At 69.8% G+C, this 18,283-nt stretch carries 21 protein-coding genes; 10 read left to right on the plus strand and 11 right to left on the minus strand.

Annotation, left to right across the window (positions count from 1 at the left end; translation table 11 throughout):
• Positions 1 to 16: 16 nt before the first annotated feature.
• A complete protein-coding gene (locus QSK37_RS30945; RefSeq protein ID WP_285628209.1) occupies positions 17 to 721 on the plus strand; it encodes a helix-turn-helix transcriptional regulator in 705 nt (234 codons plus the stop codon).
• 101 nt (positions 722 to 822) lie between these two features.
• A complete protein-coding gene (locus QSK37_RS30950) occupies positions 823 to 1,188 on the plus strand; it encodes a VOC family protein (protein WP_285628212.1) in 366 nt (121 codons plus the stop codon).
• A gap of 39 nt (positions 1,189 to 1,227) precedes the next feature.
• Here QSK37_RS30950 and QSK37_RS30955 read toward each other — a convergent pair whose 3' ends face one another.
• Together QSK37_RS30955 and QSK37_RS30960 are read right to left on the minus strand one after the other, a co-directional pair.
• A complete protein-coding gene (locus QSK37_RS30955; protein WP_285628215.1) occupies positions 1,228 to 2,172 on the minus strand; it encodes a DUF1259 domain-containing protein in 945 nt (314 codons plus the stop codon).
• A gap of 96 nt (positions 2,173 to 2,268) precedes the next feature.
• Positions 2,269 to 2,637, minus strand: coding sequence for an ArsR/SmtB family transcription factor (locus QSK37_RS30960; RefSeq protein ID WP_285580527.1), 369 nt, complete (start codon positions 2,635 to 2,637; stop codon positions 2,269 to 2,271).
• A 172-nt stretch (positions 2,638 to 2,809) separates the two neighbouring features.
• On the opposite strand from QSK37_RS30960, the gene QSK37_RS30965 reads away from it, so the two are divergent.
• Together QSK37_RS30965 and QSK37_RS30970 are read left to right on the plus strand one after the other, a co-directional pair.
• Positions 2,810 to 3,982, plus strand: coding sequence for an MFS transporter (locus tag QSK37_RS30965; RefSeq protein WP_285628217.1), 1,173 nt, complete (start codon positions 2,810 to 2,812; stop codon positions 3,980 to 3,982).
• Positions 3,983 to 4,064: 82 nt separating this feature from the next.
• Positions 4,065 to 5,528, plus strand: coding sequence for a serine/threonine protein kinase (locus tag QSK37_RS30970; RefSeq protein WP_285628224.1), 1,464 nt, complete (start codon positions 4,065 to 4,067; stop codon positions 5,526 to 5,528).
• On the opposite strand, the gene QSK37_RS30975 is transcribed toward QSK37_RS30970, so the two are convergent.
• Positions 5,449 to 6,465, minus strand: coding sequence for a DMT family transporter (locus tag QSK37_RS30975; protein WP_285628227.1), 1,017 nt, complete (start codon positions 6,463 to 6,465; stop codon positions 5,449 to 5,451). The two genes, QSK37_RS30970 and QSK37_RS30975, sit on opposite strands and share 80 nt — an antisense overlap.
• A 109-nt stretch (positions 6,466 to 6,574) precedes the next feature.
• Positions 6,575 to 7,066 (minus strand): Lrp/AsnC family transcriptional regulator, encoded by a 492-nt coding sequence (locus tag QSK37_RS30980; RefSeq protein WP_285580106.1) that lies wholly within the window; start codon positions 7,064 to 7,066, stop codon positions 6,575 to 6,577.
• A gap of 281 nt (positions 7,067 to 7,347) precedes the next feature.
• Between QSK37_RS30980 and QSK37_RS30985 the strand changes: the two genes are divergently transcribed.
• Both QSK37_RS30985 and QSK37_RS30990 read left to right on the plus strand, forming a co-directional pair.
• Complete coding sequence (locus tag QSK37_RS30985; protein ID WP_285628230.1) at positions 7,348 to 7,695, plus strand: TetR-like C-terminal domain-containing protein; 348 nt, start codon at positions 7,348 to 7,350, stop codon at positions 7,693 to 7,695.
• Positions 7,696 to 8,032: 337 nt separating this feature from the next.
• A complete protein-coding gene (locus tag QSK37_RS30990) occupies positions 8,033 to 8,416 on the plus strand; it encodes a hypothetical protein (RefSeq protein WP_285628232.1) in 384 nt (127 codons plus the stop codon).
• Positions 8,417 to 8,513: 97 nt separating this feature from the next.
• Here QSK37_RS30990 and QSK37_RS30995 read toward each other — a convergent pair whose 3' ends face one another.
• The 4 genes from QSK37_RS30995 to QSK37_RS31010 form a co-directional block, all read right to left on the minus strand.
• Positions 8,514 to 9,104 carry a hypothetical protein gene (locus QSK37_RS30995; RefSeq protein WP_285628235.1) on the minus strand — a complete coding sequence of 197 codons (591 nt, stop codon included), beginning with the start codon at positions 9,102 to 9,104 and terminating at the stop codon, positions 8,514 to 8,516.
• A gap of 84 nt (positions 9,105 to 9,188) precedes the next feature.
• A complete protein-coding gene (locus QSK37_RS31000) occupies positions 9,189 to 9,839 on the minus strand; it encodes a hypothetical protein (RefSeq protein ID WP_285628237.1) in 651 nt (216 codons plus the stop codon).
• A 392-nt stretch (positions 9,840 to 10,231) separates the two neighbouring features.
• On the minus strand, positions 10,232 to 11,707 hold the full coding sequence (locus QSK37_RS31005) for a hypothetical protein (RefSeq protein WP_285628242.1): 1,476 nt from the start codon (positions 11,705 to 11,707) through the stop codon (positions 10,232 to 10,234).
• Between the two features lie 64 nt (positions 11,708 to 11,771).
• Positions 11,772 to 12,821, minus strand: a complete 1,050-nt coding sequence (locus QSK37_RS31010) for an aldo/keto reductase (protein ID WP_285628245.1) — start codon at positions 12,819 to 12,821, stop codon at positions 11,772 to 11,774.
• A gap of 117 nt (positions 12,822 to 12,938) precedes the next feature.
• Between QSK37_RS31010 and QSK37_RS31015 the strand changes: the two genes are divergently transcribed.
• On the plus strand, positions 12,939 to 13,490 hold the full coding sequence (locus QSK37_RS31015; protein WP_285628248.1) for a TetR/AcrR family transcriptional regulator: 552 nt from the start codon (positions 12,939 to 12,941) through the stop codon (positions 13,488 to 13,490).
• Between the two features lie 252 nt (positions 13,491 to 13,742).
• On the opposite strand, the gene QSK37_RS31020 is transcribed toward QSK37_RS31015, so the two are convergent.
• A complete protein-coding gene (locus QSK37_RS31020) occupies positions 13,743 to 14,486 on the minus strand; it encodes an SCO6745 family protein (protein ID WP_285628251.1) in 744 nt (247 codons plus the stop codon).
• 146 nt (positions 14,487 to 14,632) lie between these two features.
• A complete protein-coding gene (locus QSK37_RS31025; protein ID WP_285580030.1) occupies positions 14,633 to 14,875 on the minus strand; it encodes a hypothetical protein in 243 nt (80 codons plus the stop codon).
• 1,043 nt (positions 14,876 to 15,918) lie between these two features.
• On the opposite strand from QSK37_RS31025, the gene QSK37_RS31030 reads away from it, so the two are divergent.
• Genes QSK37_RS31030 through QSK37_RS31040 form a run of 3 tightly spaced genes read left to right on the plus strand, consistent with a single transcriptional unit; the run spans position 15,919 to position 17,092 of the window.
• Positions 15,919 to 16,167 (plus strand): RNA polymerase sigma factor, encoded by a 249-nt coding sequence (locus tag QSK37_RS31030; RefSeq protein WP_285628254.1) that lies wholly within the window; start codon positions 15,919 to 15,921, stop codon positions 16,165 to 16,167.
• A gap of 38 nt (positions 16,168 to 16,205) precedes the next feature.
• Positions 16,206 to 16,394: an RNA polymerase sigma factor gene (locus QSK37_RS31035; RefSeq protein WP_285628257.1), complete on the plus strand. Its 189-nt coding sequence runs from the start codon at positions 16,206 to 16,208 to the stop codon at positions 16,392 to 16,394.
• A complete protein-coding gene (locus QSK37_RS31040; protein ID WP_285628260.1) occupies positions 16,391 to 17,092 on the plus strand; it encodes a hypothetical protein in 702 nt (233 codons plus the stop codon). Before QSK37_RS31035 ends, QSK37_RS31040 begins: the two co-directional genes overlap by 4 nt.
• Before the next feature lie 87 nt (positions 17,093 to 17,179).
• On the opposite strand, the gene QSK37_RS31045 is transcribed toward QSK37_RS31040, so the two are convergent.
• A complete protein-coding gene (locus tag QSK37_RS31045) occupies positions 17,180 to 18,154 on the minus strand; it encodes an L-threonylcarbamoyladenylate synthase (RefSeq protein WP_285628263.1) in 975 nt (324 codons plus the stop codon).
• Positions 18,155 to 18,283: the final 129 nt, after the last annotated feature.

The raw sequence follows: 18,283 nt of genomic DNA on the forward strand, positions 1-18,283 counted from the left end.
GACCTACGTTCGGGGCGTGAACCGTACCGACCGCCTCTACGCGATCGTCGAAGAACTCCGGGCGAGCGCGCCCGGCCGGCGCAGCGCCCGTTCGCTCGCCGACCGTTTCGACGTCAGCGTCCGCACCATCGAACGCGACGTGAGCGCGCTTCAGCAGGCGGGCGTGCCGATCTACGCCGACACCGGGCGCGGCGGCGGCTACACCCTCGACCGCACCCGCACCCTGCCCCCGATGAACTTCACTCCGGCCGAGGCGGTCGCCGTGGGCATCGCGCTGGGCCGGGCCACGGAAGCGCCGTTCGCCCGGTCCGCGCGCACCGCCCTGCTCAAGATCATCGCTGCGATGTCGGCCGCCGACGGCGCCGAGGCGCGCGAACTGGCCGAGCGGATCCGGTTCCTGGTGCCGGGCGGGGAGGACGACCGTGCCGTCGTGCCCGCCGTCGTCGAGGAGGCCGTGGCCCTGCGGCAGGTGGTGCGGCTGGCCTACGTCGACCGCAACGGCACCGAGACCGAACGCGACGTCGAGCCGGTCGCGTTCGTGTCGGGCGCGCGCGACTGGTACCTCGTCGGCTGGTGCCGCCTGCGCGAGGGCCCGCGCCTGTTCCGCATGGACCGCGTCCGCCGGGCGTCCCTGCTGGAGGAGACCGCGCCCGTACGCGACTTCGGCGAGATGGCCCCGCGCGTTCCGGACCTGGTGGCACACGCACTCCAACTCGGCTGAACTCCCCGGGAAACACCGACATAGGGCTGTCGCTGGCGGACGGGATCGTACGTGTCGTCCGCGCGGATCCGCGCGGAGTCCCGGATCGGAAGGCGACGATGATGAGTGCTCAGTACAACGCGGTGGGATGGTTCGAGGTCGCGACCGACCGGCCGGAGGAGGCCCAGAAGTTCTACGGCGAGCTGTTCGGCTGGACGTTCGCCGGCGACGGGCCGTACCGGGAGATCACGGCGCCGGGCGCCGACCACGTCAGTGGGGGTCTCTTCGACTCGGAGGGCGGGTTCCCCGGCTACGCCATCTTCTACGTGACGGTCGAGGACGTGGCGGCGGCCCTGGCGAAGGCGGAGTCGCTCGGCGCGAAGGCGATCGTGCCGCCGACCACCACGCCGGACGGCCTGGTCTTCGCCCAGCTGCGCGACACCACCGGCAACCACTTCGGCATCTTCACCCCGCCGCCGAGCGCCTGAGCTCGGGCGGGTGGGCGCTCGCGGGCGCGTCCGCCCGCCTCAACGGCGGGGCGCGTGGACCTGATCGAGGCCCGCGCGCAGGGTACGGGCGAGCGCGGTGGCGTTTCCGGTCTCCCAGAAGTGCAGGTAGAACAGGCGCGGCTGCTCGTACAGCATGTGGTTGTGCAGCTCGACGATGGTCATGCCGTGCGAGCGCAGGGCGTTGATCACCGGGTTGACCTGGTCGGCGGTCATCGTGAAGTCGCCGTTGACCGCGGCGCGTCCGGCTCCGAGCGGCTGGAACATCAGCAGCGTCGAGGCCTCCATCAGGTACGGCAGCGTGACGTGGGCGCGGGTGTCAGTGATCTTCTGGGCGACGGGGATGTGATACTGCAGCACGCCGTGCTCGTCCTCGCCCCTGGCGCCGATGACGCGGTCCAGGGCCGCGGTGTCCAGGGCGACCGGGGGTTCGGTGCCCTCCGGCTGGTGGAGGGGGATGCCGGTCTGCGCGAGAGCGGTGTGCACCGTACGGGCGATGCGGACGGGATCGCCCTGGGCCCAGTAGTGCATCCACCACAGGCGCGGGGTCTCGTCCTGGAGGTGCTTGTGCAGGGCGGTGATCTCCACGCCGCCCTGCCGCAGGCGGTCGGCGACCCGGTTCACCTCGGGGCCGGTCAGCGTGACCTCACCGATCATCAGGGCTCGGCCGGGAGCGGTCTGGTGGAAGGAGGCCTCGGCGTTCAGCTCCATGCCGGGGTTCTCCCGTACGCCGGCGTTGACGACGTGCAGGTCGGTGCGCAGCCACTCGGCGGTGTGCACGCCGCCGGCCTCGCTCTGCAGCGGCCGGCCGATGGCGCGGCCCACGGCGTTCCAGTCGATGCCGCCCGCCTTCGCCGGGGCCGTGCCGCCGGTGAGGGCGAGCGCGGCGGCCGTCGCCAGGCCGAGGACACGGTATCGCCAGTGCGCCGGTGAGGCGCGTACCTGCCACGGGAACGGACCGGACATCGTCTTCCTCCCCCCGTCGGCCGAGGTGTCGGATGCCGCTATATGAGCCGTTCCCCGGTTGTCGGGGTGCGTACCGTGTTTCCGGCCTCGGGGCGGTCAGCGGGCGTCCGGGGTCCAGGCCGTCACCAGGGCCAGCAGGCCGGGGAAGCGGGCGTCGAGGTCGGCGACGCGTACGTGGCTGCGGCGCTCCAGGCCGTACTGGCGCTGCCGGATGATCCCGGCCTCGCGTAGGGCCTTGAAGTGGTGGGTGAGCGACGACTTCGGACGGTCGAGGCCGAACCAGCCGCACGGGTGGTCGAAGCTCTCCCGCTCCAGCAGCAGCTTGCGCACGATGCGCAGGCGCAGCGGCTCGCTGAGTGCGCTCAGCACCGTCTCCAGGCGCAGGTCGTCCACTGCCGGCTCGGGCAGCGGCTCGGGCAGGCCGGGGGGTTCGGGCAGCTCCCTGATGGCGGGCGCGGCGGCCATGGTCGGCGGCACGGGCGGCTCCTCCTGACGACGTTCTCTTGTTCGACTCTGATCGTACTGGATGCTACAGTCCGACCCTATTCGTACTAGTTCGACTTTTGTCGTACCGTCGGAGGGCGCAGTGGCAGAGAGCCAGACGGTTCCACGCGGACCCGGGATCGGGGAGCGTCCGGTGCCGACGTGGTGGGTGTGGCTGGCCGCCTGGCCGGTCGCCGCCGTGTTCGTGCTGTCCAACGCGGCCACCCCGCTGTACGTGCTGTGGCAGCGCGACATCGGCTTCTCCAAGGGCACGCTCACCGTGATCTTCGCCTGCTACATCGTGGGGCTGCTCGGCTCCCTGCTCGTGTCCGGCGTGGTCTCCGACCGGCTCGGACGCAGGCGCGTGCTGCTGCCCGCTCTCGGCCTCGCCCTCGCCGCCTGCGTGATCTTCGCGACCGCGTCGACCGTGGTCGCGCTGATCGTGGCCCGGCTCTTCGCCGGCATCGCCGTCGGCGCCGTCGTCTCGGCCGGCATGGCGGCGGTCACCGACGTGGCGGGTCCGCACCGCAGGCGGCTCGCCGCGCTGCTCGCCTCCTGCTCCATGGTCTTCGGCGCGGGGCTGGGGCCGCTGCTGGCCGGGGTGCTCTCCGAGGTCGTGCCGGGCCCGACCGTCACCGTCTTCGTCGTCGAGGCCGCGCTGCTGGTCACCGCCGTCCTCGTCGTCGCACGCATGCCCGCGCCGCGTCCGGCCGTACCGGTCACGGGCGCCTGGGTGCGCCTCCCGCGCGTCCCCCACGGCAACGGCCGGCAGCTCACCCTCGGCGTCGCCGTGTTCGCGCCGGGCATCACCGCGACGTCCTTCGTGCTGTCGCTGGGCCCCTCGCTGCTGTCCGGTCTGCTCGGCACCACCAGCCGCGTCGTCGCGGGCGCCATGGCGTTCGTGATGTTCCTCGCCGCCACCGCGGTGCAGTTCGCCGTCCAGCGGCTGCGCCGGCGCACCGTTCTCACGGCCGGCGCGGTCAGCACCACGGCCGGCATGGCCGCCCTGATCACGGCCGTGCACACCGCGTCCGTCCCGGCGCTCGTCGCCGCCGCCCTGCTGGCCGGCGCCGGCCAGGGCATGGGGCAGCTCGGCGGGCTGTCCCTGCTCAACTCCAGCGTCCCGGCCCGGCGCCTGGCCGAGGCCAACGCGGCTCTCAACGTGGGCGGCTATCTGCCCGCCGGTCTCCTGCCCGTCGCCGCCGGCTACCTCAGCGACGCCGTGGGCCTCACGTCGGGCGCGACCGCCTTCGGCGCCGTACTGCTGAGCCTGGCGGCCGTCGGCGGCGTCGTGGTCCTCGCCGACCGGCGCCGTACGGCGGCGTGACCGGCCAGGCCGATTCGCCCCTGGGGCCGTGTGCGATCAGTAGTCTGATCGCGACGCCGCCTCCCCCTTGGACGGACCGCGCATGCCAGAGGATCTTCAGCCCGGCGACCCCCGACGCCTGGGCGGCTACCGCCTGCTGAGCCGGCTCGGGCGTGGTGGCATGGGAACCGTGTACCTGGGCGAGGACGATGACGGCCAGAAGGCCGCGATCAAGGTCATCAACCAGGAACTCGCCACTGACACCGCCTTCGCCGAGCGTTTCCGGCAGGAGGTCCGGGCGGCTCGCCGCGTCCGCAGGTTCTGTACGGCGCCCGTACTCGACGCCGAACTCGACCGCCCTCCCTACTACGTCGTCACCGAGTTCATCACCGGCCCCACTCTGCAGGACGCGGTCGAGTCCGAGGGGCCGCTGCGCGGATCGGACCTGGAGGGCCTGGCGGTGGGAATGGCGACCGCACTGTCGGCCATCCACGACGCCGGACTGGTGCACCGGGACCTCAAGCCCACCAACGTCCTGCTCTCATCCTTCGGACCCCGCGTCATCGACTTCGGGATCGCCCGGGCTCTCGACAGCCTCACCACGGTCACCCGGACCGGACAGCTGGTGGGCACGCCCGCGTTCCTGGCGCCCGAGCTGATCAACGGCGCCGACGTCACCCCCGCCGCCGACGTGTTCTCCTGGGGGTGCGTCCTGGCGTTCGCGGGCACCGGCCGCGGCCCCTTCACCGGCCGTACGCTCCCGGAGATCCTGCACCGCGTGGTCTACGAGCCGCCGGACCTGGAAGGCCTTGACCGCTCGCTGCGCGACATCGTCGAAGCGTCGCTGGCCAAGGACCCCAAGGCCCGGCCCGGCGTCCCCGAGCTCCTGACGCGACTGACCGGCCACCGCCCGGACGCACCGGGTCCCGCCACGGAAGTACCGGTCGGCGCCTCCACGGGCGGACGACAGCAGCCGCCCACCATCACGATGCACGCGCCGGTCCCGGTCGCGCGCGCTCACCGTGTGGCGCGTGTGCGGTATCCGCTTCCTCCGCCGCCGCGCCCGCGGAAACGCTCGCCCGGCCTGGGCTTCGGTCTCTTCGCGATCGTGACCGTGCTGATCGTGCTGGCCGTGCTGGCCGTGTCGGCCTTCGTGTGGATGATGAGGACCCTGGTGTCGGGTTCGGGGACGTCGGCCGATCCTCCGAGGTCGGGTGTGACCGCCCCGCCGGGGCAGGGCGGCGATGACGTGCCGGCCAAGTTCCTCGGAACGTGGCACGGTTCGATCGACCAGAAAGGGTTGTCCAAAAGCCCGTATCCCGTGGTGCTCACCCTCACCCGGGGCCGGATCGGCGCCGTCGTCGGCCGTTCCTCGTACACGACGCTGCGATGCGTCGGAGAACTCAAGCTCACCAAGGCCTCCGCCGACCGCCTGGTGGTGGAAGAGCACATCAGGACGGGACGGCTTAACTGCACCGACACGGTGATCACACTGAGGTACCGGACCGGAAGGAGAATCGACTATTCCTTCGAGAACCCCACCGGACACGGGGTGCTGACCCATTAGGTCTCGGCCGCGTTCCCGGCGGCGGTGAGCAGAGTGTCCTCTGTCCGGCACCTGGCGGCGTACGCCTCGACGGTACGGAGACGATGGCGAGCCCGCCGAGCAGCAGGACCGAACCCGCGGTCACCGGCGCGGACGGGCGCTCGCCGAGGACGGAGACGGCCAGGGCGGCGGCGACCAGCGGCTCGGCCAGTGACAGCGTGCCCGCCGTCGCCGCGGTGACGCGGCGCAGGCCGGTGACGAAGAACCAGTACGCCAGCGCCGCGGTGATCGGACCGAGCCACGTGACCAGGGCGAGCCCGCGTACGGTGCCGAGCGCGGGCAGACCGGCCAGGGTCCACGGAGCGAGGACCGCCCCACCGGCCAGCAGCGTGATCGATACGGCGGCCGGCATGCCGGCGCCCTTCTGGATGAGCCGCTTCGCCGACACCGTGTAGACGCCGAAACACCCGCCGGCCAACACCCCGAACGCCGCGCCGTACGCGTCGACCCGTACGGCGCCGGCCGGTGTCATCACCAGGGCGCAGCCGGCGATCGCCCCTGCCGTACCGGCGATCCAGCGCCGCGTCAGCCGGGTGCCGAGCACCAGCCGTTCGCAGACTCCGGTGCTGACCGGCGCGATCCCGAACGCGATGGCGGTCGCGACGGCAGCGCCGGTCCGCGCGACCGAGGTCATGAACGCGGCCTGGAACGTGGCGGTGGCGGCGGTGGCGGCCAGCAGCGGCGGCCAGGTCGTACGGGACAGCGTGCGGTACGCGCGGGGAGCCGTCACCAGAACGGCGACCGCCAGCACGACGCCGCCGAGGAGGATCCGGGCGCCGCCCAGGGCGACCGGCCCTGCCGGGACGTCGGCCAGCACCTGGGCCGGTCCGACGGTGCCCCACAGGATTCCGGCCATGAGCACCAGCAGCACTCCGGAAACGTCGTTTCGTTGCTCCATGGCCGCGACGTTAGGGAGAAATGCGCGAAAAGACGCCGGGGGGCGAACTTCGTTCGAGCGGGTGCGGCCCGGCCGTCAATCGTTCGCCAGGGCTTCGCTTTCCCCGCGGTCAGCCGTACGAGCTTCGGTGATCCCGCTCTCCGACGTCCGAAAGTTCGGACTGCTCGGCCGGTTGTACGTAGTCGAACACCACGGTGGTGCGCACGTCCACGAACTCCTTGCGCCGCGCGAGGCGGTCGAGGACGAAGTCCCGCAGGTACGTCGTGCTGGGCACGGCCACGTGGACGAGGAGGTCCTCGTTGCCCGTCACGACGAACACCCCGAGCGTCTCGGGAAGCTTGGCCATGCTGTCCCGCACCGACTCGATGGCCTCTCGCGACTGCGGCCTGATCCGGATCGAGATCAGCGCCTGCACGCTGCGGCCGAGCGCCGTCATGTCCACCCTGGCGTGGAAACCGGTGATCACTCCGCGCTCGCGCAGGGCGCGCGTCCGCTCCAGGGCGGTCGAGGGGGCGATCCCCACCGCCTGCGCCAGTTCCCGGTTGGTCTGCCTGCCGTCCCGCTGCAGCCGCCGCAGGATCTCCCGGTCCACCGCGTCCACGAAAATCCCTCCATCACGCCGAACTCCGTACGCGCGGCGTCGGCTCGCCGCCGCATTCGCCGAACTTTATTCGGACCTCGGTCGCGGCCATGACCGAGAACCTCGCCGTCGACGGCGGCACGATCCCGTATGAGGTGACGGGCGCCGGCCTGGAGCCGTACCGCCATCGCCGGTGATCTGCTCGCCGTGGTCCGTCACCTGGGCGGTCCGGTGCGAGCACGTGAGCGGCCAGGAAGACCTCAACCGGCGCGTCGCGGCGTTGGCGTTGAGCGAGGCCGCCGATGCCGTGGGCGGCGCGGTCCAGGGGTACGCGGGCCGCGACGCGCGCCTTCCGCGGCTTCGTCCTGGAGCATCCCGGCCGGTACGGCGCGACGATCGGCGTGGAACCGACCGGCCCGGACGATCCAATGGCCACCGCGAGTCAGCGGCCGCTCGACGCGTTCACGACGGTGCTGCGCGGCTACGAGATCAAAAAGGGCGACGTGGACCACGCCCCGCGCATGCTCCGCGGTCTCTGCCACGGCTTCGCCACCTTGCAGGCGGCCAACGGCTTCCAGCGGAGCGTCGACGTCGACGAAGGCTTCGAGTGGTTGATCGCCTTCGCCGACCGGGGCCTGGGCGCGGGTTGAGCGACGGTCCGCCGGTCCTCGTGGAACGGAACGCGGGCGGGCGCCGTCCAAGCGGTGACGCCGGGTGCCGGCGGGTGCCCGACCAGGCCTCGTGAAGCCGAGGTGGCGAGATGCCGATCAACCGCCTGGTCCTGTCCGCGACCGCGTTATCGTGTGCGGCCCTGGTGGCCTGTGACCGCCAGCCGACCTCCTGTTCCTGCCCGGCGGCGCCGTCCTGGACGAGGGTCTGCGGGATCCGCCTGGAGGGGGCCCCGGTTCCCTGCGGCTGGACCAGAGCCCGCCCGCCAAGAGGACCGGACGGGTCTCGTCGGTGCGCCACTCGGTCATCCCGGCCTCGATGACCTTCGCGGCGGCCGTGGACCGGCACCTCAGGGTGATCCGGATCCTGACCGGCACGGGCTGCAAGAACGATCCGATGGTCGTCGTCGATCCGGTGACCGCGTTCCGTACCGTGGCCGTCGCCCGGGGCCGCAACGGGGGAATGGCCGCGATCAGCCTCGCCGAGCTTTCCGACAAGGTGCCCACAACGGTCCGTGCTTACCGGAACGGACGCCTCGTCGGCCAGATCGCCCTCAACCGGCCGGTGCCGACCGCTCCGCCGCCGTCACCGCCACCGCCCACCCCGGTCGTGCGCACCGTGTGCGCCAAGCCGATACCCGGAGTGCCACAGCCCATGATCTGCACCCTCAGAACGTTCCCGCCCGACGCGACCGACTGGTAGCGGTCCAGAGCGTGGGTCCGCCGCCTCACGGCTGGTCGACGGGAAGTGACGAGCGCGGCGACGGCGTGCGTGGCACGGCACACCTTTACCGGCGGTATTACATACTGAGTGGTACGGGCAGATCGGACGCGATTAGCTCATTCCGGCTGGCTATCTCGCAGTCTTCCGTTATGGTGAGGGTCCGTAGGTCAAGGTCGGAGCCGCATAGCACGTAGGCGGTTATGACATATCTGGATCCGATCTTCCGTGCGCTCGGAGGGTCGACGATGCCGCGCAGCCTGGCGGTCGCGTCACGGCAAAGCCTTTCTTCTTCCGCGTCTCGGCACGGAATCATTCGTATGTCGTCGACGCTGTCGATGACGCCGCTAAACTTCCGCATCGAGCGCGTCGTCTCGATGTAGGCGCGAGCGACAGAAACGGCGACCTCGGGCCTGTCGATGCGAAGCCCGCAGGCACGCATCATCGAAGTGAATTCTTCCGGCGCTTCGGTAAGATAGAAGACGACGTCGTCGACCATTCCCACGTAAAAGCTCGCTCGTGAATGTGGAAATGCGTCGAATAGTATGACATGCGCTCCACCGGGTACGGGCTTCAGTGGGTGCATCAAGGATGCGGCAGGGTTCTTCGCGAGCGCGGCTTGGACTGCACGGCCCTTGGCGGCCAGGCCGGCACTCACCATCTCACGCATATTTCCTCCGTTAACGCATTCGTCGACCTGACGGAGTAGAGGCCGCATCGCGCACAGTCGTCAATTGGCGTTCGCGTCGATGTGTTATCCCCTGTGATGTACGTCCCACATTCTTCCATAATATTGCGGGTACGGGATGCCGTCTGTGCATCTCACTATCCGGCCGCTGTAGATGCTGTCCAAAATCGCCTGCTCGCCGCCGCGCGCGTATTCGCGCTGCAGGATCACGTCTGGCAGGTTCGGCGCGTAGCGCTGATACCCCATATTGCTGAGAATCTGTTTGACCTGCGCGTTGCTCTCATCTTTGCACATGCCCTCGATGTAGGGCTTTCGGTCACTCTTGATGATGTCCGGCCTAAGACCCTCATGGGCTGTTCGGGCATGCGCCGCCTCGTGCACAACCGTGGTCAAGAGGTGCCACTTATGGGTTAGATCAATATACATCATGTTTTCGTCGTGTGTGTACCATGATCCGAGTCCCTCGGTGTATTGAATTTTCGTGCGATAGGTGAGCAGCGTGTCTAGCGCCTCCTCGCCCTCTCTTCCGCACAACGGGAGTCCTTCCTGAATATCAGACGCACTCAGGTAGGGGAGAAGCGTTACGAACTCCTCTTCGTCTGCGGGGCCGGCCGCTATTACGGCGTCACGTTCGGGAAGTTTCGAGCTACCGCGAAAGAATTTCTCTGCCGCGCTTTCGAACAGACCTAGCTTCGCGGATCTCCCGAGCGCAGTCATTTGACGCCGCCATCGTCGTCGGCCTGTGCCTGCCGTCTCATGGCCATGTTGTGTACTCCAAGGGGACGTTCGACGCCAGGTTCGTCCGAGGCCGGCTTCGATCATGTCCGACCGCTGCCTGAAGTTCACAGTCTGGCGGATGGGCAAGCGACGGCGCCACCGTTGGAGATAATAGGTACATCGCGGCCCGATTGACCTGAATGACGTTCGGTCCGTGCCGCTCGGAGAGCATGGACATCATCACCCTCGGCCATTCTTCGTCCGTTCTTCCAGTGCTCCCGGCCGGGGTCAAGAAGACGCGAAAGGCAGTTCCCAACCGGACGGGGTCGTGCAGCGGCGTTGCCGCATTTCCGTATGCCGGCGTTCAGCGGGCGCGTTGAGCGGCGGAGCGGTCACTGGCGGCTGACGGCGCGGGTGATGCCGGCGACGACGGTGGTGGCGAGGATCCAGCCTGCGGCGATGAGGAGGTAGGCGAGCCACTGGTAGGCGCCGTGGGGGTTGAAGGCCTTCTCCTGGCCGAAGTCGATGATCGGCAGGAGGAGGTCGAGGGTGTAGATGAGGGCGTTGAAGTCGGGGGCTTTGCCTGGCTCTACGGGTTGTGGGTGGTGGAGGCCGTAGACGACGGTGCCGAGGAGTAGGAGGCCGAGGAGCCAGGCCATGGCTCGGGTGGGGCGGTAGCCGTAGCCGACGGTGGCGTCCTGGGCGTGTCCCCAGAGTTTGGCGTACCAGGCCAGTGTGGTGCGGTGGCGGCGTTGCCTGGCGAGTTGCACGGCGCGGGCTTGGGCGTCGTCGCCGACGCGCCGGTACGCGGCGGCGAGTTGTTCGTAGGCGTGCGGGACATAGCCGTCGTCGTCGCGTTCGAGTACGGCCAGCCGTGGGCCGGCGGGGAGGCGGGGCTGGAGTGAGGTGTAGGTGAGCCCGTCGAGTTTGACGTGGGCCGGCCAGACCTCGGGTGCGGCGTGGATGAGGCCGATCTGGGAGCCGCGCAGGTTGACCGATCCGCTGATGGGCGCGGCGTCACCCAGCCAGAGTTCGCCGATCGTGCAGCTGGTGGCGCGCAACGCGACGCCGCGGGGGTTGGACAGACGGGCCTCGCCGAGGTTGACCTGGGCGGGGATCTTGGCTCCGCGTAGGTTGATCCTGCCCTCGGTATGGAGCCGCCAGGCGTCCAGGTTGGAGCCGACGGTCAGGTTCTCCGCGTCGATGACCGTGCGGTCCGGCTCGCTCAGCTCGGCGTTGTCGAGGTTCACGGCGCCGGTGACCGTCGCGCCGGCCAGCCGGATCTGTCCGCGGATCCGCAGCCGGGGCGCCCAGACGTCGTCGTCGATGGTGGCGTGGTTGAGCTGCAGGATCGGGTCGCGTTCGGCGTCATCGACGCGTTCTTCGCCCAGGTCGGCCTTGTCGAGGAAGAAGGCCCCGGAGATCCTCGCGCCGCCGAGCCGTACCGCGCCGGGGATGCGGCTGCCGGTGATCCGCAGGACGCCGTCGACGCGGATGGTGGCGGCGTCCAGGCCGGGCAGGTGGCACTGGCTGAAGTTGAGCTGGCGGATCCGCATCGCGTACAGGTTCGGGGCGTGGTCGAAGTGGCAGTTCCAGAACCGGACGGCGTAGGGGATCGTCGCGTGCTTGAGATCCAGCCGGCCGGTGACGCGTACGCCGGCCAGGCGCAGTGACGCGATCTCGCCATCGGCGGGCCGGCCACTGACCAGAAGCCTCCGGATGACCTCGGCGCGTACGGAGCGCTCCGGGCCCCACGCATGGCCGTCCTCGGCCGTTTCGCCGTTGGCGCCAGAGAACTGGACGTCTCGGCCGTACGGGAACGCGTCCCATACTTTGCGCTCAAAGGGTGTCAGGCCGGGATTCTTCATCGGCGGGACTTTCTCGCGGCCACGGCCGCCGTGTCAACGAGCGTCGCGACCCACCGGCGCGGCGTCAGAGGTCGGCGTAGCCGGGGATGCCGGCCTTGATGCGCTCGAGTACCGCTTCGTCGGAGATGCCCTGGAAGTCGTGGCGGGGGCTGTAGGGGGCTTCCAGGCGGCGGGCCTCTTCGTCGGTGAGGTCGAGATCGAGGGAGGCGACGGCGTCGTCGATCTGCTGGATCGTGCGGGCGCCGACGATAGGGGCCGCGACGACGGGGTTGCGGCGTAGCCAGGCGAGGGCGACCTGGGCGCGGGTGACGCCGCGGGCGTCGGCGACGGCGCCGACCTCGTCGAGGATCTGCCGGTCGTTGTCGGCGTTGGCCTTGGTGTAGAGCATGTCGGCGTAGGCGCCGTCGGTGGCGGCGCGCTCCGTGGTGTTCGCCTGGCCGGCGGGGCGGGCGAGGCGGCCGCGGGCGAGGGGGCTCCACACCATGGTGGCGACGCCCTCGTCGGCGCAGAGTGGGAGCATTTCGCGTTCCTCCTCGCGGGCGAGCAGGTTGTAGTGGTCCTGCATGGTGACGAACCGGGCCCAGCCGTGGCGCTCCTGGAGGTGGAGAAGTTTGGCGAACTGCCAGGCGTGCATGGAGGACGCGCCGAGGTAGCGGGCCTTGCCGGACTTCACGACGTCGTGCAGGGCCTCCAGGGTCTCCTCCAGCGGCGTCTCGTTGTCGAGGCGGTGGATCATGTAGACGTCGACGTGGTCGGTGCCGAGGCGGCGCAGGCTGTCCTCGATCTCGGTCATGATCGCCTTGCGGGAGAGGCCCTTGCCGTTGGGGCCGGGGCGCATGGTGTGGCGCACCTTGGTGGTGATCACGACCTCGTCGCGGCGTGCGTAGTCCTTGAGGGCGCGGCCGAGGATCTCCTCGCTGGAGCCGTAGGAGTACATGTTGGCGGTGTCGAAGAAGTTGATGCCGGCCTCCAGGGCGTGCCGGATCAGCGGGCGGCTGGTCTCCTCGTCGAGCGACCAGACGGGGTGGCCGCGGCCGGGCTCGCCGTAGGTCATGGCGCCGATGGCGACCGGGGAGACGTCGAGGCCGGTGCGGCCGAGTTTGATGTAGCGCACGGGGGCTCCTACAGTGGGTACGAGAGTAAACGGAGAACTCTCCGTCTGACTTCGGAGACGCTAACGGAGAACTCTCCGCTTCGCAATCGGGCGATCGCCCGCACACCAGGAGGACCCGTGCCCGACGCCGCGCCGCAGCGCTCCGACGCGCTGAAGAACCGGGAGGCGATCCTCCAGGTGGCCCACGACGCGCTCGCCGAGTCCCCGGACGCCTCGCTCAACTCGATCGCCAAGCGCGCGGGCGTCGGCGCTGGCACGCTCTACCGGCACTTCCCGACCCGCGAAGCGCTGATCCTGGAGGTCTACCGGCACGACGTCGGCCGCCTCGTCGACTCCGTGCCGGACGTCCTGGCCGCCCATACGCCGCTGGACGCGCTGCGGCACTGGTTCACCACCCTCGCGGCCTACGTGCGCCTCAAGCACGGCCTCGGTGACGCGCTGCACACCGCCGCCGCCCAGGAGATCGTCGACGCGACGTACGCCCCCGTCACCGCCGCCATCGGCCGGCTCCTCGACGCCTGCGAACGCGCCGGCGAGGTACGCCCCGGCCTCGACTCCGCCGACGTCCTCTTGCTGATGAGCTGCCTGTGGCGCACCCCCGGCGACCCGGCCGGCACCGCCCAGGCCGACCGCCTGCTGGAACTGGCGATCGACGGCTTCCGGCCGTAGGGCCGGTCACACTGGGGGACGGCCGGACATCACACGAACGGCGCCTGACCTCGATGCCGCAGGTCAGGCGCCGCGATGAAGGGCGGCCCAAAACCGGTCCGAGCCCGGTCCATCACCTGATCGGTGAGGGCGGCGGCATTCCCTTGGCCATCTCGCTGACGGGCGAGAACCGCCTTGCCGCACTGGTTCCGCCGGCTACGCATCCGTTGGGAGATCTGGCGGCGCCTCAAACGATCACTCTGTCAGGAGTTCTCAGCCGAAGACGGCTCGCTCCGCCTTCGCGAGGAGGGCGACCAGTTCGTCGGCTTCTGTCTTGTCGAGGGCCGCGAAGGTGGGGGCCATCAGCTCGTCAGTGAGTCGTTCCGCGGCAATATGTCGGCGCCGTACCTCCTCCGTGACCTCCGGATACGGCCGCGGCCAGCCGAAGTATTCGGCGTTCGCCTCACCGTCGGGCAGGATCGCCGAGGTGCCGCTCACAACCGCCTCCAACGGGCTGAGCCCGCTCGCCAGGACCGCGACGATATGCAGGCCGCCACGGAGCTCACGTACGACATGGGCGAGCTGAATCACCCGTGCTCGGTCATCCTCAGGCAACCGCATCGCCCGCCAACCGGCGAACAGCGGCGCACCCACCACGTTCCCACCGTCCACGACGAGCTGGAGCAGATCGGCCAGGCGCGCCGACTCGGCAAAATCGGCCAGCTTGCGGCGGCCGAAGTCATGAGCCACGACGGCATACCGATCAGCCGCGGTCGCCGCGGAGAGACCGGCGCCGGCTTCCCACGCCTCCCGTACGGTCTCGGCCGGGAAGAAGCCGGCCGCGGACACGACCACATCGGCGTCGACGTCTCCCAGAACCCCGAAGCGACCCCGGAAATACGGCGCCCAGCCGGTCAACCTCACCTCTCTCGAGTAGGCCTTCGCCTCTCGAGAGATCATGAAGGCTCCACCCAGCCGCCCGATCGGCTCGGCCACCGCCGCCGCGATTTCGCGCATCCCAACCGCCCCTCCTCGAACCGAACCGCATTCTATAGTTCTAGGCCAGGCCAATTCGGTTCACCAGAGGGCGGGGCGGCGCACGACGCGCCGTCGATCGCCCTGAGCCCGTTCAGGAGAACGCGTCTGAACCATCGTGTTGACGGTCATGGCAGCCAGCGCTCGCCCATCCGTGCTACGCGACGCCGGCTGGCGTCGTTAGCGGCGATCCGCCGGTCGATGGAGGTGTCCTCTCCGGATTCTTCGCCTAGCTGCCCCAGCCACATAACGTCCGCGTCATCACTGTCCGTGCGGTTTCGCGTACGAACGATGCCGCGCCACAACACGGCGGCGGCGAGGAGGATGCCGGCGAGGGCGCCCCAGATCATGAAGGTGCCGATGGCGCTCACACGCTCACCCCCGACAGGGCGAGGGTTGCGCGGAGCCGGGAGCGCGCGGCCCGGCGGGCCGGCGCATCGGCGCGGCGTCGCCGTCCTTCCACGCCGGCGACTGGAGCGTAGTAAAGCGGGATGTCGATCACAGACGGACCTCCGAGTGGTCGGCCTGCCACATTCGTCCGCGGATGCGTCCATCTGCATGGCCGACTCGATGGCGTACAGCTCGTCGAGTATAGGGATGTTTGCCGCAAAACGCCCATAGGCCCATAATTCGGGCACAGTGTGAGAGTATCGGCAGGTCAGCAAGCCCTGAAGCCGATGTAGGCGAGAGGAGGCTTCCGTGAGGACGTCGAGGAAGAGCACCTGTCGCTGAGATGATCTCCCAGGATCTGGCCGACCCTGACGGACGGTCCGTTCAACCGGGCGCGCCGGGCAACAGGCTGGGCGACGCGGCGGCCCTGGAACAACCGTCAGGTCGCGGTCACAAGGTAAGTCCTGGAATTCAATGGACCAGGAAAAAGCCCGGCTCTCTCTTGAGCCAGGATTCTCGCCGACCGGGCATTGCGTAATCGCCCAGCCACGAGGTCCCGTTCACACCTCAAGTGTTCCGGATAGCCCCCCACCACCGGAACATTTCGCGGCACAGTCCTACGGAACGCCCCGACCTGCGGGTCCGCTCCGGCTGCTCGCTGTTCCGGTGGACGATCCCCTAACGGAACAGCCGTGAGCGATCAGCGTCACCCGGCTACCCATGATCATTTTGGCGACAACTGCCGCGTTCCTGAATTCCTCGAATGACCGGGCTCCGATGGCTCGCCCCGCTCCATTCCGGAGTGACGGTGCGGCCGTCCGGTAGGGGCCAAGCGCCTCGACTCCCGCTACGGAACGGGCGTGCGGTGACCGGCCCTGCCCGGCGGCGCATCGGCGTGTAACGCTTCCCTGCGGTTTCCCCAAGGTGGGCAAAGCGACTTCGCAGGGAGGACGGCGATGCATGTCCCGACATCGGCACTGACCCAGAGGCCTTCGATGCCTTCTACCGGCGGCACGTCCGGATGGTGACCGGCTTCGTGGCCCGCCGGGTGCTCGATCCGCATCTTGTGGACGACCTCACCACAGAGGTCTTCTTGGCCGCCATCGAGACGGCGGACCGGTACCGGGCCAGGCTCGGCGGCGAGACGGCCTGGCTGGTGGGCATCGCCCGCAATGTCCTGGCCGCCGAACGCCGCCGCAGTGCCCGGCAGCTCGACAAGGACCGCCGCGCCGGAGGCCGCAGGCCCCTGGCCCCTACGACATCGAACGTCTAGAGGAGCGGATCGACGCCGAACGCGCTGCCCGGCACCTCATGGCGGCCATCGCGGACCTGCCGGACAGGCTCCGGGCGGTCCTGGAACTGGTCGACGTGGACGGCCTGTCGGCCATCGAGGCGGCGGCCATCTTGAAGATCCGGCCCGGCACCGCGCGGGTCCGGCTGCACCGCGCCCGCCGCCTGCTCACCCCGGCGGCTGTAGCAACCCTGGAGGGAGCATCATGACCGATCTGGACGCTTTCGAGGAACACCGCCTGACCGAGCTCAAGCAGATCGTGGCGGCTCGCGCCGCAGCCACACCGCCGCGCCGTAGCCGATCGCGGATCCGGGCGTCGGCTGGGACGTGGGTTCCGACCTGGGCCGCTGCCCGATACCTCCGGCATCGCGTGTGGGTCGCGGCCGCCGCGGTCGCGGTCGCCGCGGGCATGGCGACGCTGGTGACCTCGTTGGGCGACACCGACCCGGCGTACGCCGTCACCAAGCACACCGACGGCACAGTCGACATCGACATCCGCGACTTCCATGACGCCGACGCGTTGTCCCGGCAGCTCAGCAAGCTCGGCGTGCCCGCCAGGGTCTTCTACATCTACGGGCCCGACCTTTGCCGCCAGCCGTACGCCCACAAGATCGACAACATCCCTGAGGGCCTTTACAGCCACCCCATCGACGTGCCCGGCGACCCAGAAGTCATGCGGCTGCAGATCAACACCCGGCTGATGCGACCCGGCCAGTACTTCGTCTTCGTCCTCAACGTCACCCGGCACCAGGGCGGCACCGATCGGGGCGTCGGCGAGTACCTCGTGGCCGGACGGCTGATCCCGTGCCGGTTCTATCCGGCGCCCACTCCGGCCCGCCCGCCGGGCCTGCCGAAGAACGCCGTGGTCGGCGGCCCTTCCGGAGACATCCTGTTCGCGGGCGACTAGCTGTACTGACCATACCTCGCGCACTTGGGGCGGCTTATCCGGTGGGCGCTCCAGCAGGAACGTCGAACAGCGCCGATGCCGGCGGGCTTAAGAGGGCCGGGGCCCGGCGGCGCGGCGGAGCCGGTTGGCGATCGCCAGTCCCAATCCCTCCTCCACCGGCAAGGACGCGACGATGAGGTCACACCCGGCCTGGTCGAGCTCGCGCAGGAACCCGTACAGCCCGCGCGCGTAGGCGGCCATCGAACCAGGGACCGCCACCACGGCGTGCACCTTGACCGGGGCCTCAGCGAAGGAGGAGGGCACGAGCACGCCCACCCGGTGCCCCAGCTCCTGCGCGAGCTCGGCTTCGGCGACGACCTTCTCGGGCTCGACCAGGACGACTCGCGCCCGCGGCGCGTAGTGGGATGGATGCTGGCCCGGTACCCGGACGCGGCTCGTCGAGTGGACGGCAAGAGAGCGGCCCAGCACCGTTTCGAGGTCCTCGCGTGTCACTCCGCCGGGTCGCAGGATGCTCGGCGTCTCGCCCGTGGCGTCGACGATGGTGGACTCGATGCCGACCTCGCAGGCGCCGCCGTCCAGTACGAAGTCGATCTCATCACCGAGCTCGGCGCGGACGTGGTTCGCCGTTGTGGGGCTGACCGAGCCGAAGCGGTTGGCGGACGGGGCTGTGAGGCCGCCGCCGAAGGCCGACAGCAGCCCGAGCGCGAGGGGATGATCGGGCACGCGCACGGCCACCGTCTCCAGGCCACCCGTCGCCTCGAGCGGCACCCGGCGATCACGCCGTAGGACCAGCGTGAGTGGCCCCGGCCAGCAGTGTTCGGCCAACAGGCGTGCGGTCGCGGGCACATCGGCGACCCATTCGTCCAAATGCTTCGCGTCGCCGATGTGGACGATCAGCGGGTGGGAGGGCGGACGCCTCTTGACCTGGAAGGTACGCGCGACCGCGACAGGGTCCTCGGCGTTGGCACCCAGACCATAGACAGTCTCGGTCGGGAAGGCCACCAGGCCTCCGGCGCGCAGCACACCGGCCGCCTTTTCGATGTCACTGATGTTTGCCCTCACCCTCAGAATCCTCCCACCATTCCATTCCCGCGTTGTCCTACCAGGCCTGGGATGGGGGCGGCGGCGATCGATCCCGAACCGCCGGCCGGCGACGCGGCCGCCAAGCTCAAGCCCGCCGCTGCCGATTGT

It is taken from the genome of Actinoallomurus iriomotensis, assembly GCF_030269445.1.
In the GTDB taxonomy this organism is placed as follows: Bacteria; Actinomycetota; Actinomycetes; order Streptosporangiales; family Streptosporangiaceae; genus Actinoallomurus; species Actinoallomurus iriomotensis.

Excerpts from the sequence above, each read along its gene's own strand:
- QSK37_RS30975 (WP_285628227.1), bottom strand. The coding sequence starts at position 6,465 with ATGGAGCAACGAAACGACGTTTCCGGAGTGCTGCTGGTGCTCATGGCC.
- QSK37_RS30970 (WP_285628224.1), top strand. The coding sequence starts at position 4,065 with ATGCCAGAGGATCTTCAGCCCGGCGACCCCCGACGCCTGGGCGGCTAC.
- QSK37_RS31005 (WP_285628242.1), bottom strand. The coding sequence starts at position 11,707 with ATGAAGAATCCCGGCCTGACACCCTTTGAGCGCAAAGTATGGGACGCG.
- QSK37_RS30950 (WP_285628212.1), top strand. The coding sequence starts at position 823 with ATGAGTGCTCAGTACAACGCGGTGGGATGGTTCGAGGTCGCGACCGAC.
- QSK37_RS31035 (WP_285628257.1), top strand. The coding sequence starts at position 16,206 with ATGGCGGCCATCGCGGACCTGCCGGACAGGCTCCGGGCGGTCCTGGAA.
- QSK37_RS30990 (WP_285628232.1), top strand. The coding sequence starts at position 8,033 with ATGACCTTCGCGGCGGCCGTGGACCGGCACCTCAGGGTGATCCGGATC.
- QSK37_RS31000 (WP_285628237.1), bottom strand. The coding sequence starts at position 9,839 with ATGACTGCGCTCGGGAGATCCGCGAAGCTAGGTCTGTTCGAAAGCGCG.
- QSK37_RS30985 (WP_285628230.1), top strand. The coding sequence starts at position 7,348 with ATGCCGTGGGCGGCGCGGTCCAGGGGTACGCGGGCCGCGACGCGCGCC.
- QSK37_RS31020 (WP_285628251.1), bottom strand. The coding sequence starts at position 14,486 with ATGCGCGAAATCGCGGCGGCGGTGGCCGAGCCGATCGGGCGGCTGGGT.
- QSK37_RS30995 (WP_285628235.1), bottom strand. The coding sequence starts at position 9,104 with ATGCGTGAGATGGTGAGTGCCGGCCTGGCCGCCAAGGGCCGTGCAGTC.
- QSK37_RS31040 (WP_285628260.1), top strand. The coding sequence starts at position 16,391 with ATGACCGATCTGGACGCTTTCGAGGAACACCGCCTGACCGAGCTCAAG.
- QSK37_RS30955 (WP_285628215.1), bottom strand. The coding sequence starts at position 2,172 with ATGTCCGGTCCGTTCCCGTGGCAGGTACGCGCCTCACCGGCGCACTGG.
- QSK37_RS30960 (WP_285580527.1), bottom strand. The coding sequence starts at position 2,637 with ATGGCCGCCGCGCCCGCCATCAGGGAGCTGCCCGAACCCCCCGGCCTG.